Origin of the sequence: Nonomuraea sediminis (genome assembly GCF_018531495.1) — a bacterium.
In the GTDB taxonomy this organism is placed as follows: Bacteria; Actinomycetota; Actinomycetes; order Streptosporangiales; family Streptosporangiaceae; genus Nonomuraea; species Nonomuraea sediminis.
Genome location: NZ_JAHDTI010000020.1, coordinates 135994 through 156351, shown reverse-complemented (window position 1 = coordinate 156351; position 20358 = coordinate 135994). Strand labels below are relative to the sequence as shown.

General features: G+C 70.7%; 16 protein-coding genes. 10 read left to right on the top strand and 6 right to left on the bottom strand.

Annotated elements, in window-relative coordinates; all coding sequences use genetic code 11:
* Positions 1-13 precede the first annotated feature (13 nt).
* Positions 14-733 carry a PIG-L deacetylase family protein gene (locus KIK09_RS51850; protein ID WP_214326999.1) on the bottom strand — a complete coding sequence of 240 codons (720 nt, stop codon included), beginning with the start codon at positions 731-733 and terminating at the stop codon, positions 14-16.
* A gap of 218 nt (positions 734-951) precedes the next feature.
* Here KIK09_RS51850 and pcrA point away from each other — a divergent pair, with 218 nt between their 5' ends.
* A complete protein-coding gene (gene pcrA, locus KIK09_RS51845) occupies positions 952-3201 on the top strand; it encodes a DNA helicase PcrA (RefSeq protein WP_504740308.1) in 2250 nt (749 codons plus the stop codon).
* A 328-nt stretch (positions 3202-3529) separates the two neighbouring features.
* Here the strand turns inward: pcrA and KIK09_RS51840 are convergent, their stop codons facing one another.
* From KIK09_RS51840 to KIK09_RS51830, 3 genes are read right to left on the bottom strand one after another with little or no spacing between them, the layout of a single operon-like run.
* A complete protein-coding gene (locus KIK09_RS51840) occupies positions 3530-4210 on the bottom strand; it encodes a CPBP family intramembrane glutamic endopeptidase (protein WP_308164804.1) in 681 nt (226 codons plus the stop codon).
* Between the two features lie 9 nt (positions 4211-4219).
* A complete protein-coding gene (locus KIK09_RS51835) occupies positions 4220-4477 on the bottom strand; it encodes a WhiB family transcriptional regulator (protein WP_214326998.1) in 258 nt (85 codons plus the stop codon).
* Positions 4478-4533: 56 nt separating this feature from the next.
* Positions 4534-5997 (bottom strand): glutamate-cysteine ligase family protein, encoded by a 1464-nt coding sequence (locus KIK09_RS51830; RefSeq protein ID WP_214326997.1) that lies wholly within the window; start codon positions 5995-5997, stop codon positions 4534-4536.
* A 114-nt stretch (positions 5998-6111) separates the two neighbouring features.
* Between KIK09_RS51830 and KIK09_RS51825 the strand changes: the two genes are divergently transcribed.
* Entirely contained in the window at positions 6112-8121 is a 2010-nt protein-coding gene (locus KIK09_RS51825) for an alpha/beta hydrolase-fold protein (protein ID WP_214326996.1), read from the top strand.
* Here KIK09_RS51825 and KIK09_RS51820 read toward each other — a convergent pair whose 3' ends face one another.
* Together KIK09_RS51820 and KIK09_RS51815 are read right to left on the bottom strand one after the other, a co-directional pair.
* Positions 8122-8754, bottom strand: coding sequence for a response regulator (locus KIK09_RS51820; RefSeq protein ID WP_214326995.1), 633 nt, complete (start codon positions 8752-8754; stop codon positions 8122-8124).
* Positions 8751-9965: a PspC domain-containing protein gene (locus KIK09_RS51815; RefSeq protein ID WP_214326994.1), complete on the bottom strand. Its 1215-nt coding sequence runs from the start codon at positions 9963-9965 to the stop codon at positions 8751-8753. Before KIK09_RS51815 ends, KIK09_RS51820 begins: the two co-directional genes overlap by 4 nt.
* 112 nt (positions 9966-10077) lie before the next feature.
* Between KIK09_RS51815 and KIK09_RS51810 the strand changes: the two genes are divergently transcribed.
* From KIK09_RS51810 to KIK09_RS51775, 8 genes are all read left to right on the top strand, one after another.
* A complete protein-coding gene (locus KIK09_RS51810; protein ID WP_214326993.1) occupies positions 10078-11823 on the top strand; it encodes a PspC domain-containing protein in 1746 nt (581 codons plus the stop codon).
* On the top strand, positions 11813-12016 hold the full coding sequence (locus KIK09_RS51805; protein WP_214326992.1) for a hypothetical protein: 204 nt from the start codon (positions 11813-11815) through the stop codon (positions 12014-12016). Before KIK09_RS51810 ends, KIK09_RS51805 begins: the two co-directional genes overlap by 11 nt.
* 70 nt (positions 12017-12086) lie before the next feature.
* A complete protein-coding gene (locus tag KIK09_RS51800; protein ID WP_214326991.1) occupies positions 12087-12569 on the top strand; it encodes a (2Fe-2S)-binding protein in 483 nt (160 codons plus the stop codon).
* The gene (locus KIK09_RS51795; protein WP_214326990.1) at positions 12566-14896 is read left to right on the top strand and encodes a xanthine dehydrogenase family protein molybdopterin-binding subunit; all 2331 of its coding nucleotides are present in this window, start codon (positions 12566-12568) and stop codon (positions 14894-14896) included. Before KIK09_RS51800 ends, KIK09_RS51795 begins: the two co-directional genes overlap by 4 nt.
* Positions 14893-15747 carry an FAD binding domain-containing protein gene (locus KIK09_RS51790; RefSeq protein WP_214326989.1) on the top strand — a complete coding sequence of 285 codons (855 nt, stop codon included), beginning with the start codon at positions 14893-14895 and terminating at the stop codon, positions 15745-15747. The genes KIK09_RS51795 and KIK09_RS51790 overlap by 4 nt, the downstream gene beginning before the upstream one ends.
* Positions 15748-15826: 79 nt before the next feature.
* On the top strand, positions 15827-16525 hold the full coding sequence (locus tag KIK09_RS51785) for an SRPBCC family protein (protein ID WP_214326988.1): 699 nt from the start codon (positions 15827-15829) through the stop codon (positions 16523-16525).
* Positions 16526-16618: 93 nt separating this feature from the next.
* Entirely contained in the window at positions 16619-19291 is a 2673-nt protein-coding gene (locus KIK09_RS51780) for a bifunctional glycosyltransferase/CDP-glycerol:glycerophosphate glycerophosphotransferase (RefSeq protein ID WP_214326987.1), read from the top strand.
* Complete coding sequence (locus KIK09_RS51775; protein ID WP_214326986.1) at positions 19288-20352, top strand: glycosyltransferase; 1065 nt, start codon at positions 19288-19290, stop codon at positions 20350-20352. The genes KIK09_RS51780 and KIK09_RS51775 overlap by 4 nt, the downstream gene beginning before the upstream one ends.
* Positions 20353-20358 lie beyond the last annotated feature (6 nt).

Below are 20358 nucleotides of genomic sequence, written 5' to 3'. Positions count from 1 at the left end.
CAAAGGGAGAGGGTCACGCGGTGGGGACGATCTGGAAGCCCTCGGCGTAGTGGCCCTCGGGGAAGCCGGCGCGTTCGGCCCAGGAGGCGAAGCGGGTCTTGACGAAGTCGGTGAACCCCTCCACGTGGGCGACCTGGCTGACGTGCGACTGCAGGGCCGCGAGCTTGCGGTCGATGACGTCGGTGATGTCGATCCAGTGGTTGGGGGTCATGCCGCCCGTGAGCCAGACCTCGCGCACGGTCCAGGCGTCCAGGCCCTCGTCCTTGACGAGTTCGGGGAAGGCGTAGGGGTTCCTGGCGTCGGGGTAGACGGCGTCCAGCGTGGCCCCGCCGACGGCGCGATGGTCGGGGTGGCTGGGGGCGACGAACTGGTAGTTGCGGTCGGGGTGGTGGGTGATGACCACGTCGGGGCGTACCTGGCGGATCACGCGGGCGATGTCGCGTCGCAGGTCGAGTGTGGACTCCACGCGGCCGTCGGGGTAGCCGAGGAAGCGGAGGTCCGTCACGCCCACGGCCTTGGCCGCCGCCGTCTGCTCGACGCGGCGCAACTCGGCCATGCCCGAGTTGTCCAGGGTGCGCTCGTTGCCGCCCGCGTCACCGTCCGTGACCACCAGGTAGGTGACCTCGACGCCCCTGTCGACGAACTGTGCCACTGATCCCGCGGCCCCGAAGTCCACGTCGTCAGGGTGGGCGGTCACAGTGAGCACCCTGTTGATCTCGTTGTCGGCGAGCATGCTTTTCTCCTCCAGTGCTTCTCCTCTGGGAGAACCGGCGCACAGAGCATCCCATTCCACCACATTTCCCGCCCGCGTGATCTTGTGCGTCGAGGGCCGCCGGACATGAGGCGCCAAGGGCCCTGGGACGTGGGGAAACGGCCCGCCGTACGGCAGGAAAGTACTCCGGGAGGGAAGACAGGGCCGCGATTGTCGGTGGGGCGGCTTAACCTAGGTGCGTGCCGACCCAAGTCTCGATCGACCACCCCTTGCTCGACGGCCTCAACCCGCAGCAGCGCGAGGCCGTGATCCATCACGGCAGCCCGCTGCTGATCGTGGCGGGGGCGGGTTCAGGGAAGACGCGGGTGCTCACCCATCGCATCGCCTACCTGCTGGCCGAGCGGAAGGTCCATCCGGGCGAGATCCTGGCGATCACCTTCACCAACAAGGCCGCCAAGGAGATGAAGGAGCGCATCGACCGCCTGGTCGGGGCGCGCTCGAAGGCGATGTGGGTGATGACGTTCCACAGCGCCTGCATGCGCATCCTGCGCAGGGAGGCCAAGCGGCTCGGCTTCCCCTCCAGCTTCTCGATCTACGACCAGGCCGACTCGCAGCGCCTGATGGCGATGGTCTGCAGGGAGATGGATCTCGATCCCAAGCGCTACCCGCCCAGGTCCTTCTCCGCCCAGGTCAGCAACTTCAAGAACGAGCTGGTCGACTACGAGACGGCGCTCGACAAGGCGGGCTCCCACCTGGAGAAGGTGCTCGCCGAGGCGTACAAGGCCTACCAGCTGAAGCTGACCGAGGCCGGCGCGATGGACTTCGACGACATCATCATGAACACGGTGGTGCTCTTCCAGCTCTTCCCCGAGGTGGCCGAGCACTACCGGATGCGCTTCCGCCACGTGCTCGTCGACGAGTACCAGGACACCAACCACGCGCAGTACATCCTGATCAGGGAGCTGGTCGGCCATCCTGACCTGCGCACCGTCGACGGCGAGCTGGTCCGCTCCGGGTCCGACATGTCCGAGCTGTGCGTCGTGGGTGACGCCGACCAGTCGATCTACGCCTTCCGCGGCGCGACGATCCGCAACATCCTGGAGTTCGAGCGCGACTACCCCGACGCCCGCACGATCCTGCTCGAGCAGAACTACCGCTCGACGCAGAACATCCTCAACGCCGCCAACGCCGTCATCTCCCGCAACGAGGGCCGCAAACCCAAGAACCTCTGGTCCGACCAGGGCGAGGGCCCCAAGATCGTGGGCTACGTGGCCGACAACGAGCACGACGAGGCGGTCTTCGTCGCCCAGGAGGTCGACAGGCTCAGCGACGAGGAGGACGTCAAGCCAGGCGACGTGGCCGTCTTCTACCGCACCAACGCCGCCTCCCGCGTCTTCGAGGAGATCTTCATCCGCACCGGCCTGCCGTACAAGGTGGTCGGGGGCGTGCGCTTCTACGAGCGCAAGGAGGTCAAGGACCTGCTTGCCTACCTGCGCGTGCTGGCCAACCCGGCCGACGTGGTGTCCATGCGGCGCATACTCAACGTGCCCAAGCGCGGCATCGGCGACCGCGCGGAGGCGATGGTCGAGGCGCTGTCCTCGCGCGAGGGCATCACCTTCTGGGACGCGCTGCGCAGGGCCGACGAGGCGTACGGCATGGCCACGCGCTCGCTGAACGCCGTGCGGGAGTTCGTGGCGCTGATCGAGGAGCTGATCGCCAAGGCGGAGGGCATGCCACCGTCCGCGCTGGCCGAGGAGATCCTGGTCGCCACCGGCTACCGGGCCGAGCTCGAGGCCTCGGAAGACCCGCAGGACGAGTCCAGGCTGGAAAACCTCAACGAGCTGATCTCGGTGGCCGCCGAGTTCGAGGAGGCCAACCCTGAGGGGACTCTGGTGGAGTTCCTCGAGCAGGTCTCGCTGGTGGCCGACGCCGACCAGATCCCCGACGCCGACGGCGGCCAGGGCGTGGTCACGCTGATGACGCTGCACACGGCCAAGGGGCTGGAGTTCCCCGTGGTCTTCCTGACGGCGATGGAGGACGGCGTCTTCCCGCACATCAGGTCGCTCGGCGAGCCGAAGGAGCTGGAGGAGGAGCGCCGCCTGGCCTACGTGGGCATCACCCGCGCGCAGAAGCGCCTGTACATCACGCGGGCGGCCGTACGCAGCTCGTGGGGGGCGCCCTCGTTCAACCCCGCCTCCCGCTTCGTGAGCGAGGTGCCGGCCAAGCTGATCGACTGGCGCACTGACCCGGAGAAGTCCGCCTGGTCGGCCGCCACCCGGCGCGAGCCGGCGCAGGCTCCGGCCCCCAAGAAGGGCGGCCGTACGGTGCCCACGCTGACCCCCGGCGACCGCGTCTCGCACGACGCCTTCGGCCTCGGGACGGTCGTCACGGTGGACGGCGTCGGCGACAAGACCAAGGTCAAGATCGACTTCGGCTCGGGCGGCGAGAAGACGCTCCTCCTCGCCTACGCGCCCCTGGAGAAGCTCTAAGCGACCCCCCCGTTCCCGCCGTACGCCCGCAGGGTTACGCCATGGCTGCCAAGGAGCCCACCCAGACAGGTCCCAAGCCCCCGGGTCTCGGCGTTTCCACGGTCGGGGTTTCGGGGGTTTCAGGCGCCGAGGCGGCGGGATGTGGGGCGATGGAGGTCGGCGCCCTGTGCGGCGGGGAGCCGCAGCCGGGGTGCCACGAGTACGTAGGGGCGTGACGGCGGGCACGCGACACCGACTCGCCAGAAGCGCCGGGCTGGGGCCGGCAACCGAAGTGCGGCGGGCGGCGGATGGGGCGGCTTGCCGTACAAGAAGTCCCTACAAGAACGGGTCAAGAGTCGGGGGCAAGGCGCGCAAACAGGTAGCCGAGGGAGTTGGTCGAGATGTGGAGGAGGGTGGGGGCGAGGAGGCCGGCTCGGCGGCGGAGTTCGCAGAACAGGACGCCCGCGACGGCCGTGGAGACGACGCTGCCCGCCACGACGCGGGCCGTGTCGAGGTGGCTGGGGGATTCGCCGGCCGTGAGGGCGCCGAGGGCGGGGTTGGCGCGGGCCATGTCGATGGCGGGCAGGATGTGCCAGAGCCCGAAGAGGGCCGACGAGACGGCGGTGGCGGTGGCCGTGCCACGGGTGCGGCGGAGCATGCCGTACAGCGCTCCGCGGAAGCCCACCTCCTCAAGCAGCACCGTGCCGACGGGGACCTGCAGCAGGGCCTCCTCCAGGGCGCGGGCGCGCGACAGGGAGAGCGCGCGCTCGTCGTGGAAGAGCGGGCGGGTGCGCGGGAGGGCGATGCCCGCGGTGTAGCCGGCGGCCACGGCGGCGGCCAGCGCTCCCCCGGCGACGGCGCCGCGCCGGCCGTGCTCGAAGCCCAGCTCCTGCCACGACACCCCGGTACGGCGTGCCATCGCCACCAGCGCTGCCGTCGCCACGGCGGAGGTCAGCGGCGCCAGCCGGGGCGCGACCCGATTGTTCATCACGTTGGCCGCGGCCAGCACGGCGAGCGAACGCAGGAGCACCCCTGCAGGCTATGCGGTGGCCTGGGTGCGCCACCCCGCGGGGAAGCGGGTGCGGCGGCGTTCCTCGGGGGTGAGGCCGCCCCAGATGCCTTCGGACTCCCCCGCCCGCAGGGCGTAGGAGCGGCATTGTTCGAGCACCTGGCAGGAGGCGCAGATCGCCTTGGCCCGCTCCTCCTGCGCCGGCGTGGGCGCGAGCGGAAAGAACAGTTCGGGATCGCTGGACCTGCAGGCGCCCTGCCGCAGCCAGCTGATCTCTCCCAGTGGCATGAACCACACGCTAGACGCGTAACGGCCCCCCGCGCATCATCCTCTCGGCTGACATGTCAGTTGTCCCAGGTATGTACGGGCTCGTTGGTGTGCATCCGCTCGATGTAGTCGAGCGTCATGGCGCGCAGCGCCTCGTGCCTGTCGCCGCCCTGCGCGTGCACGCGGTCCGTCTGCCAGGTCGCCCCGGTGCGCCCGGTGAGGCAGCGGCCCTCGATGACGCCGAGCAGGCGGTCGGCGACGGCGGTGTCGACACCCCACAGGCTGAGCCCTTCCGCGGCGAGGGGCAGCAGGCGGCGCAGCACGAGCTCGGCCGCGGGCACCTCGCCCACGCCCGGCCAGTAGAGGCGGGCGTCGAGCCCGTTCCTGGCGGCGTTGTTGAGGTTGTCCTCGGCGGCCGCGAACGACATCCGGCTCCAGATGGGTCGCTCGGCGTTGGGCAGGACGCGCATGAGCCCGTAGTAGAAGGCGGCGTTGGCCGCGATGTCGAGCACGGTCGGCCCGGCGGGCAGCACCCGGTTCTCCACGCGCAGGTGCGGCGTGCCGTTCACGACCGCGTAGACGGGCCGGTTCCAGCGGTAGACGGTGCCGTTGTGCAGGGTCAGCTCGGGCAGTTCTGGGATGCGGCCCTCGTTGAGCAGGGCCCGCGGGTCCTCGTCCTCGGTCAGCGGCAGCAGCGCGGGGAAGTAGCGGACATTCTCCTCGAAGAGGTCGAAGACGCTGGTGATCCAGCGTTCGCCGAACCACACGCGCGGGCGGACGCCCTGCTCCTTGAGCTCAAGCGGCCGCGTGTCGGTGGCCTGCTCGAAGAGCGAGATCCTGGTCTCGCGGTGCAGTTCCTTGCCGAACAGGTAGGGCGAGTTGGCCGCCAGCGCCACCTGCGGTCCGGCGATGGCCTGGGCGGCGTTCCAGTGCGCGGCGAACGCCTCGGGGCTGACCTGCAGGTGCAGCTGGACGCTCGTGCAGGCGGCCTCCGGGGTGATGCTGTCGGCGTGTGTGTCGAGGCGTTCGACGCCCTCGATGCACAGGTGCAGGTCCTCTCCCCTGGCGGCGAAGATCTGCTCGTTGAGCAGCCGGTAGCGCGGGTTGGCCGAGAGCGTGCCCTCGTGGACGTCGTCCTCGCGCAGTGTCGGCAGGATGCCGACGAGCATCAGGTGGCCGCCCTGGGACCGGGCGCGCGACTCGGCGTGATTGAGCCGGGCGCGCACGTCGTCCTCCAGCCGGAGGGCGCCGTCGCCGCGCAGGTCCTGCGGCTGGACGTTGATCTCGATGTTGAACTGGCCCAGCTCGGTCGCCCAGTCGGGCTCCTCGATCGCGGCGAGCACCTCGGCGTTGCGCATGGCGGCCTCGCCGCGCTCGTCGACGATGTTGAGCTCGATCTCCAGCCCGGCCAGCGGCGTGTCGAAGTCGAAGCGGGACTCGCGGAGCATCTGGGCGAAGACGTCCAGACATTGCCGCACCTTCTCGCGGTACTTGCGGCGATCGTCCCTGCTGAACACGACGGCTGGCACGTCCCTGCCCATACCTCGAAATGTCGCACGAGAAAGCGACCAAGGACAGCCCTTGACGCAGCCGTATACCTGATCCCAAAATCGGCGCGATGTCCGTATTACTGTAAACGTTTACAGGAGTGCCTCATGCGGTCGTGGACTGGCGTGCTCGCCATACTCTTCCTGCTGCTGTTCGCCCTGCCCGGCCAGGCGACGGTCACCAGGAAGGGCACCCTCACCACCGCGCAGGCCCCCTCGCAGGCGCTCGGCGAGCCGATCCGCTACAACCTCTACCTCCCGTACGGCTACGCCGACGGCGACGCCCGCTACCCGGTCCTCTACCTGCTCCACGGCCGTGGCGACTCGATGGAGGCGTGGACCAGGGTCAAGGACACGCTGGACGGGATGATCGCGACCAAGCAGATCCCGCCGCTGATCGCGGTCATGCCGGACGCCCCGTGGAGCGAGCGCGGCAACTGGTACGTGGACTCCGCCTACACGACGGGCCGCCCGGTCGAGACCGCCCTCACCCGCGACCTCGTCCAGCACGTGGACGCCACCTACCGCACCGCGCCGATCAGGAACGCCCGCCTGGTGGGCGGCTACTCGATGGGCGGCGCCGGGGCCCTGCGGTACGCGCTGGCGCACCAGGACCTGTTCTCCGCCGCGATCGTGCTCAGCCCCGCGGTCTACACGCCGCTGCCGCCCGCCGACTCCTCCACCCGCGACTACGGCGCCTTCGGCCAGGGCGACAGCAAGTTCTCCGACGAGGTCTACCAGCGGCTGAACTACCCGAACCTGCTCAAGCAGCTCAACCCCGACCTCCCTGTGAGCCTGTTCGTGGCCGTGGGCGACGACGAGTACGCCAACCCCGACCCCGCCGACGCCCACCACGATCTGGACTTCGAGTCCGCCACGCTCTACAACGCGGCCAGGCGCGTGCCCGGTGTCGCGGCCCAGCTGCGGATCCTGGAAGGCGGGCACGACTGGTCGGTGTGGAGCCCGGCGTTCGAGCAGGCCATGACCGCGCTCGGCCCGACGCTCAGCACGGTGCCGCCCACCGGGCTCGGCAGCACGAAGTACCCGGCCACCTGGGCCGGCGGGGTGACCGCCACGGGCGTGGCGGGGATTGCCGCGAACGGGTCCGTCAACGGCCAGCCGTACCACGGGAAGCTGGACGCGGTCGTGGTCGCCCAGAACTGGACCGCCCAGCTCGGCACCCCGTCGGACGAGCGGCTCTACGGCGTGGCCGCCCTGCCCGACGGCGGAGTGCTGGCCGCCGGATACACCAAGGGCGACCTGGACGGCAAGCACCCGGGCAACACCACGGACGACGCGTTCGTGGCCAACCTCGACGCCAACGGCACGACCCGCTGGATCACCCAGTTCGGAACCCAGGGCACGGCCGACCGCGTCTACGGCCTGGCGGCGGCCCCGGACGGCGGCGCCTACGTGACCGGCTACACCAAGGGCGCCCTCGACGGGACGAACGCCGGCGACAAGGACGCCATCCTGGCCAGGCTGGACGCCAACGGCGCACTCGTGTGGACGCGTCAGCTCGGCGGCACCGGCGAGGACAAGGTGTACGGCGTGGCGGTGAGCGACACCGGCGTGTACGTGGCCGGCACCGCGTCGGCGGCGCTGCCGGGCACGACGGCGCTGGGCGGGCTCGACGGCTGGGTCGCCGCCTACGACCAGGACGGCGCCAGGCGCTGGGTGACGGCGGTCGGCGGCGACGCGGACGACCGGCTGAGCAGCGTCGCGGTCACCTCGGCTGGGCAGGTCGTGGTCACCGGCGCGAGCGGCGGCGACCTGATCGCCAGGGCCTTCACCGCGCAGGGCAGGCAGGCCTGGACCGCCACGGTCGCCACCCCCGCCGCCGACGAGGGCGCGGCGGTGGCGCCGCTGCCCAGCGGCGAGGTGGAGATCGTCGGGTACACGCGCGGCAGGATCGGCGTGGCGGCCGGCGGGGCCGACATCCTGACGGTGCGGCTCGACCGCCGGGGCAGGCAGCTGGGCGCGGCACAACTCGGCTCGGCCCGCGACGACGGCGTGGACCCGTTCGGCGAGCCAAACCTTTACGCGGCCGCGGACCCGGCGGGGAAGGTCACGATCTCCGGCATCACCGACGGCGGCGTGTTCGTGACGACCCCGTGATCACACCAGGCGGCGGGCGGTGGCCCAGCGCGACAGCTCGTGCCTGTTGGACAGCTGCAGCTTGCGCAGCACCGACGACACGTGGGTCTCGACCGTCTTGACGGAGATGAACAGCTCCTTGGCGATCTCCTTGTAGGCGTAGCCGCGGGCGATCAGCCGCAGCACCTCCCGCTCACGCTGCGTCAGCGAGTCGAGCTCAGGGTCGATCGACGGCGCCTCGGAGGAGGCGAAGGCGTCGAGCACGAACCCGGCCAGCCGCGGCGAGAAGACGGCGTCGCCGTCGGCGACCCGCCGGATCGCGTCGGTCAGCTCCTTGCCGCTGATGTTCTTGGTGACGTAGCCGCGCGCGCCACCCCTGATCACGCCGATCACGTCCTCGGCGGCGTCGGAGACCGACAGCGCCAGGAAGCGCACCTGGGAGCCGCTGCCCAGGACGCGGCGCAGCACCTCCTGGCCGCCGCCGCCCGGCATGTGCACGTCGAGCAGGACCACGTCGGGCTGCAGCTCCGTGATCGCCTTCACCGCGGACTCGACGTCCTCAGCCTCCCCGATGACCTGGATCGACTCGCCGAGCTCCGCGCGCACCCCGGAGCGGAACAGCCGGTGATCGTCGACGATCAGAACCCGCGTCATTGCTTCTCCACCTTCATCGTCAACATCACCTCCGTGCCCTCGCCGGGCTCGGTGCGGACCCTGGCCGTGCCGCCGTGACGTTCCATCCTTCCGATGATGGACTCTCGGATGCCCATCCTGTCCAGCGGCACCGCTTCCAGATCGAAGCCCTTGCCCCGGTCCTTCACGAAGATAGTGGCCTCCTGGCCTTCCACCTCCGCGTAGACGGAGATGGACGGACTTTCAGAGTATTTGGCGGCGTTGACCATGGCCTGCCTGGCGGCCTTGAGCATGGCGCCCAGCTTGCCCTGCGGGTCGAGCTCCAGGTCGCCCACGCAGACGACCTCGATGGGCACGCCGTGCGCGTCCTCCTCCTCGGCGGCGATCCTGCGCACGGCCGCCGCGAGCGTGGCGTCGGCGTCCTGGGCGGGCTGGTAGAGCCAGTTGCGCAGGTCGCGCTCCTGGGCGCGGGCCAGCCTGGTGACCTCGCGCGGGTCGTGGGCGACGCGCTGGATCAGCGTGAGCGTGTGCAGCACCGAGTCGTGCACCATCGCCGCGACCTCGGCCCGCTCCTCCTGCCTGATGCGCTCGCGCCGCTCGTACTGCAGTTCCTTCCACAGCCCCGCAAGCCACGGCGTGGCGATCACCGCGAGGCCGCCGACCACCACCACGGTGAACAGCAGCCCGGGGCGGGCCTTCAACAGCTCGCCCTGCGTGGCCAGGAAGCCGACGGCGCCGATCACCACGAGCAGCACGCCGGCCAAGGTCCTGATGCGGTTCTTGCGGATGCTCTTGGTGGCCCCGCTCACCCAGCTCTTGCGCCGTTCAGGGTCGGCCTGCTGCCACAGGATCAGCGCGCCGATCCCGCCCACGGCGAACGGCAGCATGCCGATCCCGCCCTGCGAGGCGCCGGTCAGCCAGCCGAAGGCGGCCAGCGCCACGCCGATCGCGCTGAAGGCCGCCAGCTGGCTCCAGTCGCGGCCAGGGGCTTGGTTTCCTTCGTACGGCTGCCGCGGCGTGATCATCCAGAGCACCGCGTAGGCCACGATGCCGACCCCGTCCACGACGCTGAGCAGCACGAACGTCAGCCGGACCACGACGGGGTCCAACTTGAGCTGCGCCGCGAGCCCCTGGGCCACGCCGCCGAGAAGGCGGCCCTCCATGGGGCGCATCATGCGGCGGTAGGGCGGCGCGTCGGCGCCGGGCTCCGCGAGTGTGTTCTGGTCAGCCATAGCACTCACATCGTCACATGTCCGCGATGACCAGGACATCAGGGAACAACCCCCGGGTCGGGTCAGGGACCTCCCGGATGCGACCCGTCGCGGGGTGGGACACGATGGTGCCATGACCGAAGCACCACCGAAACCACGCAGCACGCTGTGCCGCAGCAGCGAGGGCAGGTTCCTCATGGGAGTCTGCGCCGGCCTGGGCCGGCACACGGGCATCGACCCCGTGGTGTTCCGCGTGGGCTTCGCGGTCCTGCTTTTCGGATCGGGCATCGGCCTGTTCCTCTACATAGCCGCGTTCCTGCTGATGAAGGAGCCCCGGGGCGGGCCCGGCATCGTCGAGCAGTGGACAAGGCGCGACTTCGACGCCGACACCGTGATGGCGCTGCTGACCGCGGTGCTGGCGTTCGGGCTCGCGATCAACCTGGCCACGGTGTGGCTGGGCACGGGCACGCTGGTGGTGGGGCTGCTCCTGGTGGTCTCGCTGCTCGCCGCCCACACCAACGGGGTCGACCTGCTGGCGCTGGCCCGGTCGATGCCGGAGCGGCTGAGCCGCCGGCAGAGCGCCGAGCCCGCGCCGGCGCCGCCCGCGCCGCCGACTCCCTCCTTCGCCCCGCCGTCAGGACCCGTCATGCCCGCACCCGCGCCCGGTGAGCGGATGACGGACGCCGTCAGGTCCCAGCGCCTGGCCCAGGCCGCCGAGGCCATCGAGCGGGCCAAGGCCGCCAGGGCCGCGGAGGTCGAGCGCACCCTGCGCGGCGAATCCCCCCAGGGCCCCGCCACGCCCGACCAGTGGCCCGCCGCGGAGGCCCGCTCCACCGAGACACTGCCCGTCACGGAGCAGATCCCCGTGGAACAGGCGGAGCACGCCGCGTTCGCGGAAGGCGCCGCGTTCGCGGAGACCCCGGACCGGGCCGAGGACACAAGGCGGGCGGAGCACGCGGAAGACGTGCCGCGCGCCGAAGGCGTCGAGCACGCGGAAGATCGGCAGGCCGGGGACGTGCCCGTCGAGGACGTGCCGCGGACGCGGGTGGACGAGCCACTGCCGAGGACGCGGGTCAACAAGACCCCGCCGCCGCTCTACGCCGCGCAGGCCCCGTCCGACAGGAGCACGGGCCTGCCCTACGGCGAGCCCTTCTCGCCGCACGGCCCCTACCAGCCGCTGGACCCGCGCAAGCGGGCCGGATACACCTCGCCCTACGACCCGGCCCTGTACGGCAGGCCGGTCCCGCCGCCGCCCAAGCCGCGGCGCGCCAGGTCGTTCATCGGGGCGATCACATTCTTGTTGGCCATCATCGTGGGAGGGATCGTCGTGGCGGTCCAAGCCAAGTCGGCCTCGGGCGTTCACCCGACCCTCGTCGGCGGCGCGGTGCTCATCACCATCGGCGCGGGACTCCTGGTCGCCGCGTGGTGGGGCAGGGGCGCGGGCCTGGTCGCGCTGGGCACCACGGTCGCGCTGGTCATCGCGATCGGACTGATGTTCGGCGGGTTGCCGAGAACGATGGGCGAGTCGATGTGGACGCCGCGGAGCGTGGCGGAGACGAGCAAGCTCTTCGACGTCGGAGTGGGTGACGGCAGGCTGGACCTGACGGAGCTCGCGGTGAGTCCCGGCGCGCTGGCCACCGTCAACGCGTCGGTGTCGATCGGCGAGCTCACCGTGATCGTCCCGCCCGACATGCGGGTGGAGGTGCACGCCTCCAACCGGGTCGGCGACATCAAGGTGGACCAGTCGCTGCGCGGCGGCGTGAAGGTGAAGTTCGACAAGACGCTCGAGCCCGAGACGACGCCGAAGGGCGCGGTCTCCACGATCGTGCTGAACCTCAAGGGCGGGGTCGGCGACATGGAGGTGCGTCGTGGCGCGTGATCTCGACAGGCCGCGCCGGGTCCACCGCACCGACTGGATGGCGTTGCTGAGCGGAACTCTCTTCGTCGTGCTCGGCATCCTGATAGTGACGCGCTCGATCACGGATCCGCTGGTCCTGGTCTCGTTGGTGGTGGTCGGGTTGGGATTCTCGGGGCTGGTCGCGATCGTGGCGCGAGTGATTCGGGGTAAGTAGCCCTTGACCGGGCTAAACACCGGCGTAGCTTGGCACTTGTCCGCATTTCCCCTGCTCTGAGGGAGGACGTATGCCCCGGATCGCCGTCACCGTCGACGGAGTCAAGTACGAGGAGGACGTTGAGCCGCGGCTCCTCCTCGTCCACCTGCTGAGAGAGCGCCTGGGTAAGACCGGCACTCCTGTCGGTTGCGACACCAGCAACTGCGGCGCCTGCACCGTGATGCTCGACGGCAAGAGCGTCAAGAGCTGCTCGGTGCTGGCCGTACAGGCTGACGGCAGCGACGTCGTCACCATCGAAGGCCTGGGCGTCAACGGGTCGATGCACCCGATGCAGAAGGCTTTCCACGAGGAACACGCCCTGCAGTGCGGCTACTGCACGCCGGGCATGGTCATGGCCTCGATCGACCTGCTCCGTGAGAACCCCGACCCGTCCGAGGAAGCCATCAGGGAGGGGCTCGAGGGCAATCTCTGCAGGTGCACCGGATACTGCAACATCGTCCGCGCGGTGCGGCGGGGCGCGCAGGAAATGAGCCAGGCGGTGAAGACCTCATGACCACGGACATCGGACCCGAGGTCGGCAGGGCCAGGAAACGCAAGGAGGACGCCAGGCTGCTGACCGGGCGTACGCAGTGGACGGACAACCTGCAGCTGCCGGGGATGCTGCACGTGATGTTCCTGCGCAGCCCGATGGCGCACGCCAGGATCACCAGGGTCGACGTCTCAGGCGCGCGCGAGCTGCCGGGCGTGGTGGCGGCCTTCAGCGGACAGGATTTCGCCGGCGAGCAGGGCAGCCTGCCGTGCGCCTGGCCCGTCAGCGAGGACGTGGTCATTCCCGAGCACCTGCCGATGGCGACCTCGGAGGTGCGCTACGTCGGCGAGGCCGTGGCCTGCGTGGTGGCCACCGACCGGTACCGCGCGGCGGACGCGCTCGAGGCGATCGAGGTCGACTACGAGCCGCTGCCGCCCGTCCTGGACATGAACGACGCGCTCACCGAGAGCAGCCCGAAGGTCCACGAGGCGGGCAACCAGGCGTTCACCGCCAAGATCACCTCGGGTGACATCGACGCCGCCTTCAGGGACGCGCCGGTCGTCGTGGACAGGACCTACATCCAGCAGCGTCTCATCCCGACCGCGATGGAGCCGCGAGCGGTCCTCGCCTCGACCGACGGCGACTCCTTCACGGTCTGGTCGTCGACGCAGATCCCGCACGTGCTGCGGGTCATGCTGGCGGTCGTGACCGGCATCCCCGAGCACAAGATCCGCGTCATCGCTCCGGACGTCGGGGGCGGGTTCGGCTCGAAGCTGCAGGTCACCGCGGAGGAAGTGCTCTGCCTGCTGCTGACCAGGAAGCTGGGCAGGCCGATCAAGTGGACGGAGTCGCGCTCCGAGGGCAACCTGACCGTGCACCACGGCCGCGACCAGATCCAGCACATCAGGCTGGCCGCCGAGGCCGACGGGCGCGTCCGCGGCCTGCAGGTGGAGCTGCTGGCCGACATGGGCGCCTACCTGATGCTGGTCACGCCGGGCGTGCCGCTGCTGGGCGCGCAGATGTTCAACGCGATCTACAAAATGGACGCCTACGAGTTCTCCTGCACGGGCGTGTTCACCACGAAGATGCCGACCGACGCCTACCGGGGCGCGGGCAGGCCGGAGGCCACGTTCGCCATCGAGCGGATCATGGACGAGCTGGCCGCCGAGCTCAAGCTCGACCCGCTCGAGGTCAGGCGGCGCAACTGGATCAAGCACGAGGAGTTCCCTTACACCACGATCTCCGGTCTCACCTACGACTCGGGCAACTACGAGGCGGCCACGGACCGGGCGATGGCGCTGTTCGGCTACGACAAGCTGCGGGCCGAGCAGGCCGACAGGCGTGACAGGGGCGACCCCGTCCAGCTGGGCATCGGCGTCAGCACCTTCACCGAGATGTGCGGGCTGGCCCCGTCCAGGTGGCTGGGCATGGCCAACTACGGCGCCGGCGGCTGGGAGCACGGCTCGGTGCGCATGCTGCCCACCGGCAAGGTCGAGGTCATCACCGGCACCTCGCCGCACGGGCAGGGCCACGTGACGGCCTGGAGCCAGATCACGGCCGACGCGCTCGGCGTGCCGTTCGATGACGTGACCGTGCTGCACGGCGACACGGCGATCGCGCACAAGGGCATGGACACCTACGGCTCGCGCTCGCTGGTGATCGGCGGCATCGCCGTGCTCAAGGCCTGCGAGAAGGTCAAGGACAAGGCGCGCAAGCTGGCCGCGCACATGCTCGAGTGCTCGCCGGACGACCTGGAGTTCGAGGCGGGCGCGTTCAAGGTGCGGGGCACCGAGTCGCAGAAGACCATCCAGGAGCTGGCCTACGCGGCCTTCACCGCGCACGACCTGCCCGACGGGGCGGAGGCGCGGCTGGACTCCGACGCCACGTTCGACCCGGAGAACTACTCCTTCCCGCACGGGACGCACCTGTGCGCGATCGAGGTGGACACCGAGACGGGCATGGCGAAGATCCGCTCGTACGTGGCGGTCGACGACATCGGCAAGGTGGTCAACCCGCTGATCGTCGAGGGCCAGGTGCACGGCGGCATCGCCCAGGGCATCGCGCAGGCGCTGTTCGAGGAGGCCGTCTACGACGCCGAGGGCAACCTGCTCACCACGACGATGGCCGACTACCTGGTGCCGTCGGCGGCGGACCTGCCGACCTTCACCACCGACAGGACGGAGACGCCCGCCACCAGCAATCCGCTGGGCGTCAAGGGCGTCGGCGAGGCCGGCACGATCGCCTCGACCCCGGCCGTCGTGAACGCCATCGTGGACGCCCTGCGGCCGCGCGGCATCCACGACATCCAGATGCCCTGCACGCCCGAGAGGATCTGGAGGGCCCTCCAATGATTCCCGCACAGTTCGACTATCTGCGCCCCGGCTCGCTGGGCGAGGCCTGCCAGGCGCTGGCCGCCGACGAGGACGCCAAGGTCCTGGCGGGCGGCCAGTCGCTGCTGCCGCTGCTGCGCCTGCGCCTGGCCTATCCCTCGACGCTGGTCGACGTGGGCCGCCTGCCCGAGCTGTCGGGCGTGCACGACCGCGGCGACCACGTCTTCATCGGGGCGATGACCACCCACGACGAGGTGCTGCACTCCGGCGTGGTCAACGCCGGCTGCCCGCTGGTGGCGCTGGCCGCCGCCACGGTCGCGGACCCCGCCGTACGGCACCGCGGCACGTTCGGCGGCTCCCTGGCCCACGCGGACCCGGCGGGCGACCTGCCCGCGGTGGTCCTGGCGCTGGACGGGGTGCTCGTGGCCAGGTCGGCGGAGGGCGAGCGGGAGATCCCCGCGGCCGACTTCTTCGTCGACTACCTGGAGACCTCGTTGCGGCCCGGCGAGGTCCTGGTCGGCGTGAAGATCCCCAAGCTCGGCCCTGGCTGGGGATACCACTACGAGAAGTTCCACAGAACCGCGCAGGCTTGGGCCATCGTCGGGGTGGCCGCCGCCGTCAAGCGCTCCGACGGCGCGATCCAGGAGGCCAGGATCGCGCTGACCAACATGGGCCCGGCCCCGGTGCGCGCCCGCGCGGTGGAGACGGCCCTGCAGGGTGCGGAGCTGGGTGACCAGCTCCGGCAGGCGTGCGAGGAGGCGGCCGCCGACACCTCGCCGCCGTCCGACCTGCACGCGCAGCCCGACTACCGCAGGCACCTGGCCAAGGTGCTGACGCATCGCGCGATCCGCACCGCCGCCGGGGCTCCCTGACGGTCCCAGGGGGCGCCCCTTCCAGGGCGCCCCCGTGCCGACGTAGTGTCGCAATCAGTGCGGGAGAAGGAGCGGATCGATGGCGATGCGGTTCGAGCACGAGTTCACGGTTCCCGTCCCGATCGAGCAGGCCTGGGCGGTGTTGCTCGATGTCGAAAGGGTGGCGCCGTGCCTGCCGGGGGCCACGCTCGACACCTTCGAGGGCGAAGAGTTCACCGGCAGGATGAAGGTCAAGGTGGGTCCGATCACGGTGACGTACCGGGGTACGGCCGCCTTCGAGGACGTCGACAAGGACGCCCACACGCTCACGATCAAGGCGTCGGGCAAGGAGGCCCGCGGCTCCGGCACCGCCGCCGCCACGGTCAAGGCCACGCTGACGCCGGCCGCGGACTCCGAGACCGCGGTCATGGTCGAAACGGAGTTCAACGTCACGGGTAGACCAGCGCAGTTCGGCCGCGGTGTGATGGCCGAGGTGGGCTCGAAGCTGATCGACAGGTTCGCGGCCAACCTCGCCGACCTGCTCACCGAGCCGGCTCCCGAGCCGCAGGCCGTACCCGAGGAGCGGGAGGAACGCGCCGAGGAGCGGCATCTGGCCGCGGTACCCGACGAGGACGCCCGGCCGTCCGGTACGCTGCGGACCTCGCGCACGCCCGACGAGGAGGCGCTGGACCTGCTGGAGATCGCGGGTGCGCCGCTGCTGAAGCGGCTGGCGCCGATCGCCGGAGCGATTGCGATGGTCCTTCTCGTAGCGTGGTTGATTCGTCGCATTCTGCGGTGATTTTCAGCAAAAAGACCATCAAGTCCGGACACTTCGCCCTAACCACGGGGAATGCCTCAACCCAAGTCGGTTCGACTTCTCGGGGGAGATGGCATGCCGGACTGCACCGTTGTCGTGATCACCTACAACGACGCCGAACGCCTTCCCAGGGCCGTGAGATCGGTGCTGAACCAGTCGCTGCGTGATCTCGAGGTGGTCATCGCCGACGACTCGAGCACCGACGACACCCCGCGCGTGGCCGCCGAGCTGGTGCGCTCCGACCCCCGGGTGCGGTACCTGCGGCGCAGGTCCAACTCCGGCGGGTGCGGCGCGCCCCGCAACGACGGCCTCGACGCGGCGGTCTCGCCGTACGTCATGTTCCTCGACAGCGACGACGAGCTGCCCAGGCACGCCTGCAAGAGCCTGGTGGAGGAGATCAGGCGGACCGGGGCGCAGTTCGTGTCAGGGCAGATCTCGCGGCTGTACGAGCCCAGCGGGCGGCAGGAGCGCTACTACCCGTCGCTGTTCGCGCGGCGGCGGGTCGTGGACGGGATCAGGTTCGAGCCGGAGCTGTTCCTGGACGGTTTCAGCACCAACAAGCTCTACGACGTGGCCTTCCTGCGCGAGCACGTGCTGCGCTTCCCCGAGGACCTGCACTACGAGGACCACGTCTTCGCCGCCGAGCTGTACGCGGTCGCGCGCCGCTTCGCGATCGTGCCATGGGTGGTCTACCTCTGGCACCGCGCCCCCGGCGACTCCTCGATCTCGCTGAGCATCAAACAGATGGACAACGTACGGCACCGCGTCGCGGCGGCCCGCCTGAGCGACAAGATCCTCACCGACCACGGCATGGCCGACCTGGTGCCCGCGCGCCAGGACCGCTTCCTGCGCCAGGACCTGCGCGTCTACCTCAACCCGCTGCCGCGCCGCGAGCGGGTGTGGGCCAAGGAGTTCGCCGCGGTCGTCAGGCCCTACCTGAAGGAGATCCCGCAGGAGGTCTACGACCGGGCCGAGCCGATGGTGCGTGTGTGCTGCCGGCTGATCATCGAGGACCGCGTCGACGATCTGCTGGTGGCGGCCCGCTCGCTGTCGGGCTCCAAGGCCCCGCCGCGCGCCGCGCTGCAGCAGGACGGGCGCACCTACTGGGGCACCACGCTGGAGCCCGCCATGGACATCACCGCGCTGCGCCTGGCCGAGCTGCCCTTCAGCGCCGCCAGGCTGCGGCACGAGGTGAACGAGATCACCTCGGACGGCACCGGCGTCACGATGATCGTGCACACCTACGACCCGTTCGGCGCGCTGCCGCTGGCGTGGAAGGCGTTCCTGGAGCTGGGCGACCAGCGGATCCCGATCGAGCCGAAGCCGTCCGGCGACGGCGGGTACGTCAGCGAGATCACCTTCACCCCCGACGCCAAGGGCGAGCCGCGCATCGCCTTCACCCGGCCCTCCGACGGGCACACCACCACCGACCGGCTGCTCGTCGACCCGAACATGAAGCCGGTCGAGCTACCCGGCTGCACGTTCACGCCCGAGGGCAACGCGGCGTTCCTGCGGGTGCGCGCGCCCGAGGCCGCGCCGAGCCTGGCGCATCGGGTCAGGCGCGCGGTGCTGCGCAGGGTCAGCACGCCTGCGATGAAGCTGCGGGCCTACAAGCTGCTGATCAAGCTGGTCCCGCGGCGCAAGGACCTGGCGCTGTTCGAGTCCGACTGCGGCAAGGGCTGCACCGGCAGCCCGCGCGCCATCTACGAGGAACTGCGCCGCCAGGACCTGCCCATCGAGGTGGTCTGGTCGGTGGCCAAGCACCGCGCCAACTTCCCCGGCGACGTCCCGCTGGTGCGCCGCGGCAGCTGGCGCTACCTCTGGACGATGGCCAGGGCCGGGTTCTGGGTCGACAGCCACGGCTTCCCGCTGGACTACCCCAAGCCGCGCGGCACCCGCTACCTGCAGACCTGGCACGGGCAGGGCATCAAGTCGATCGGCTTCGACGCGCCGGACCTGCGGGCGGACTTCGACCGGCCGCGCGAGCAGTGGCGGGCCGCCGTCGCCCGCTGGGACGCGCTCGTCTCGCCGAGCGCCGAGTTCTCCCGCGTCTTCGTGCCCAACCTGGGCCACACCGGCGCCGTCATCCGGTACGGCACGCCCCGGTGCGACGCGCTGATCAGGGGCGCCCTCCCCGACGGCGTCCGGGAGCGGCTGGAGATCCCGCCCGGCCACAAGGTCCTCCTCTACGCCCCCACATACCGCGATGGGGCGAAAAATACTGGTAAATCGGTACGGGTAGATCTGGACCTGCTGGCCGAGGAGCTGGCGGGCGAGTGGGTGCTGATCCTTCGCACGCACCCGGTGGAGCGCTTCCGCGTGCCGGAACAGGTCCGCCACTTCGTCCGCCCCGCGGGCGCCTACCCCGAGATCAACGATCTCATCCTGGTGTCGGACGCGCTGCTGACGGACTACTCCTCCGTGATGTGCGACTACGCGGTCACCGGCAAGCCGATGCTGTTCTTCGTCGACGACTGGGACGACTACCGGCTCGGCGAGCGCGGCGTCTACCACGACCTGCCCTCCGTCGCCCCGGGCCCGTGCCTGACCACGACCGAGGACCTGGTCGCCTGCCTGCGCGACCTGCCGGCCGTCCATCGAAGGCACGCCGGCAGATACGCCGCCTTCCGCCGGCTGTGGTGCGCCGAGGAGCGCGGCAACGCCTCGGCGCGGATCGTGCGGGACTTCTTCACCGTGCCGGTGGCCGTGCCGGCCCCCGACCGCTCACTGCTGTGGGGTGCCCGATGAGCGTGGTCTTCGCGTGCATGGACGCCGACACGCTCGGCGGCATCCAGCAGGTCACCCACACGCTGGCACAGGGACTGGCGGGTCGCGGGCACGACGTGCACGTGGTCGGGCTGCACAGGGCGGCGACCCCGTTCCGCTACGTCGACGAGCCGCGCTACCGGCACCACGTGATCAGCAGATCCCCGATGGGCTCGCAGGGCGGGGTGGCCCGCCGCCTCGCCGACCGGAGGCTGGCCAGGCTGCTCGGCCCGATGGAGCCCGGCTTCGCGGTGCTGACCTCGCCGGGCGTGGTGACCAGGCTGGCACCGGTGCTGCCGGGGTCGCTGCGCCCGATCGGGCAGTACCACGGCTCCTACGAGCACGCCCGCGGCTGCTGGCACCTCGGCTCGATCAAGAAGCACTACCTGGAGCTCGAGCAGGCCGTCTTCCTCAGCGACGACGACGCCTGGCAGTTCGCCGAGCAGGCGCTGCTGCCCAACACCAGGGCGCTGCCGAACCCGCTGGCCGGCTGGCCCGCGCAGGTGTCGCCGCTGTCGACGCCGCGGGTCCTGGGCGTCGGCCGGCTGCACGGCGTCAAGCGGTTCGACCGGCTGATCAGCGCCTTCGCCAGGACCGGCGCGCCCCGCCCGTGGGAGCTGCACCTGATCGGCGACGGGCCCGAGCTGGAACGGCTGCGCGGGCACGCGTTCCGCGAGGGGGTCGACGACCGGGTGGTCTTCCGCGGCCGCGTGCCCGCCACCCAGATGCCGGCCGAGTACCTGAGCGCGGCGGTGCTGGCGATCAGCAGCGAGCACGAGGGGCTGCCCATCGTGCTGCTCGAGGCGGCCGCGCACGGGGTGCCCGCGGTGGCCTTCGACGTGTCGGGCGGGATCCGCTCCGTCGGTCCGCGGCTGATCCCGCCGGGCGACGTGGACGCCTTCGCGCTGGAGCTGGCGCTGCTGATGGACTCCATGCGGGAGCGGCGGCGCCTGGGCGCCGCCGCTCGGGAAACGGCCGAGGCCTTCCGTCTCGAGCTCGTGCTGGACCGCTGGGAGTCCCTGTTCGATCACGTCATGCGCTGAGCCCGG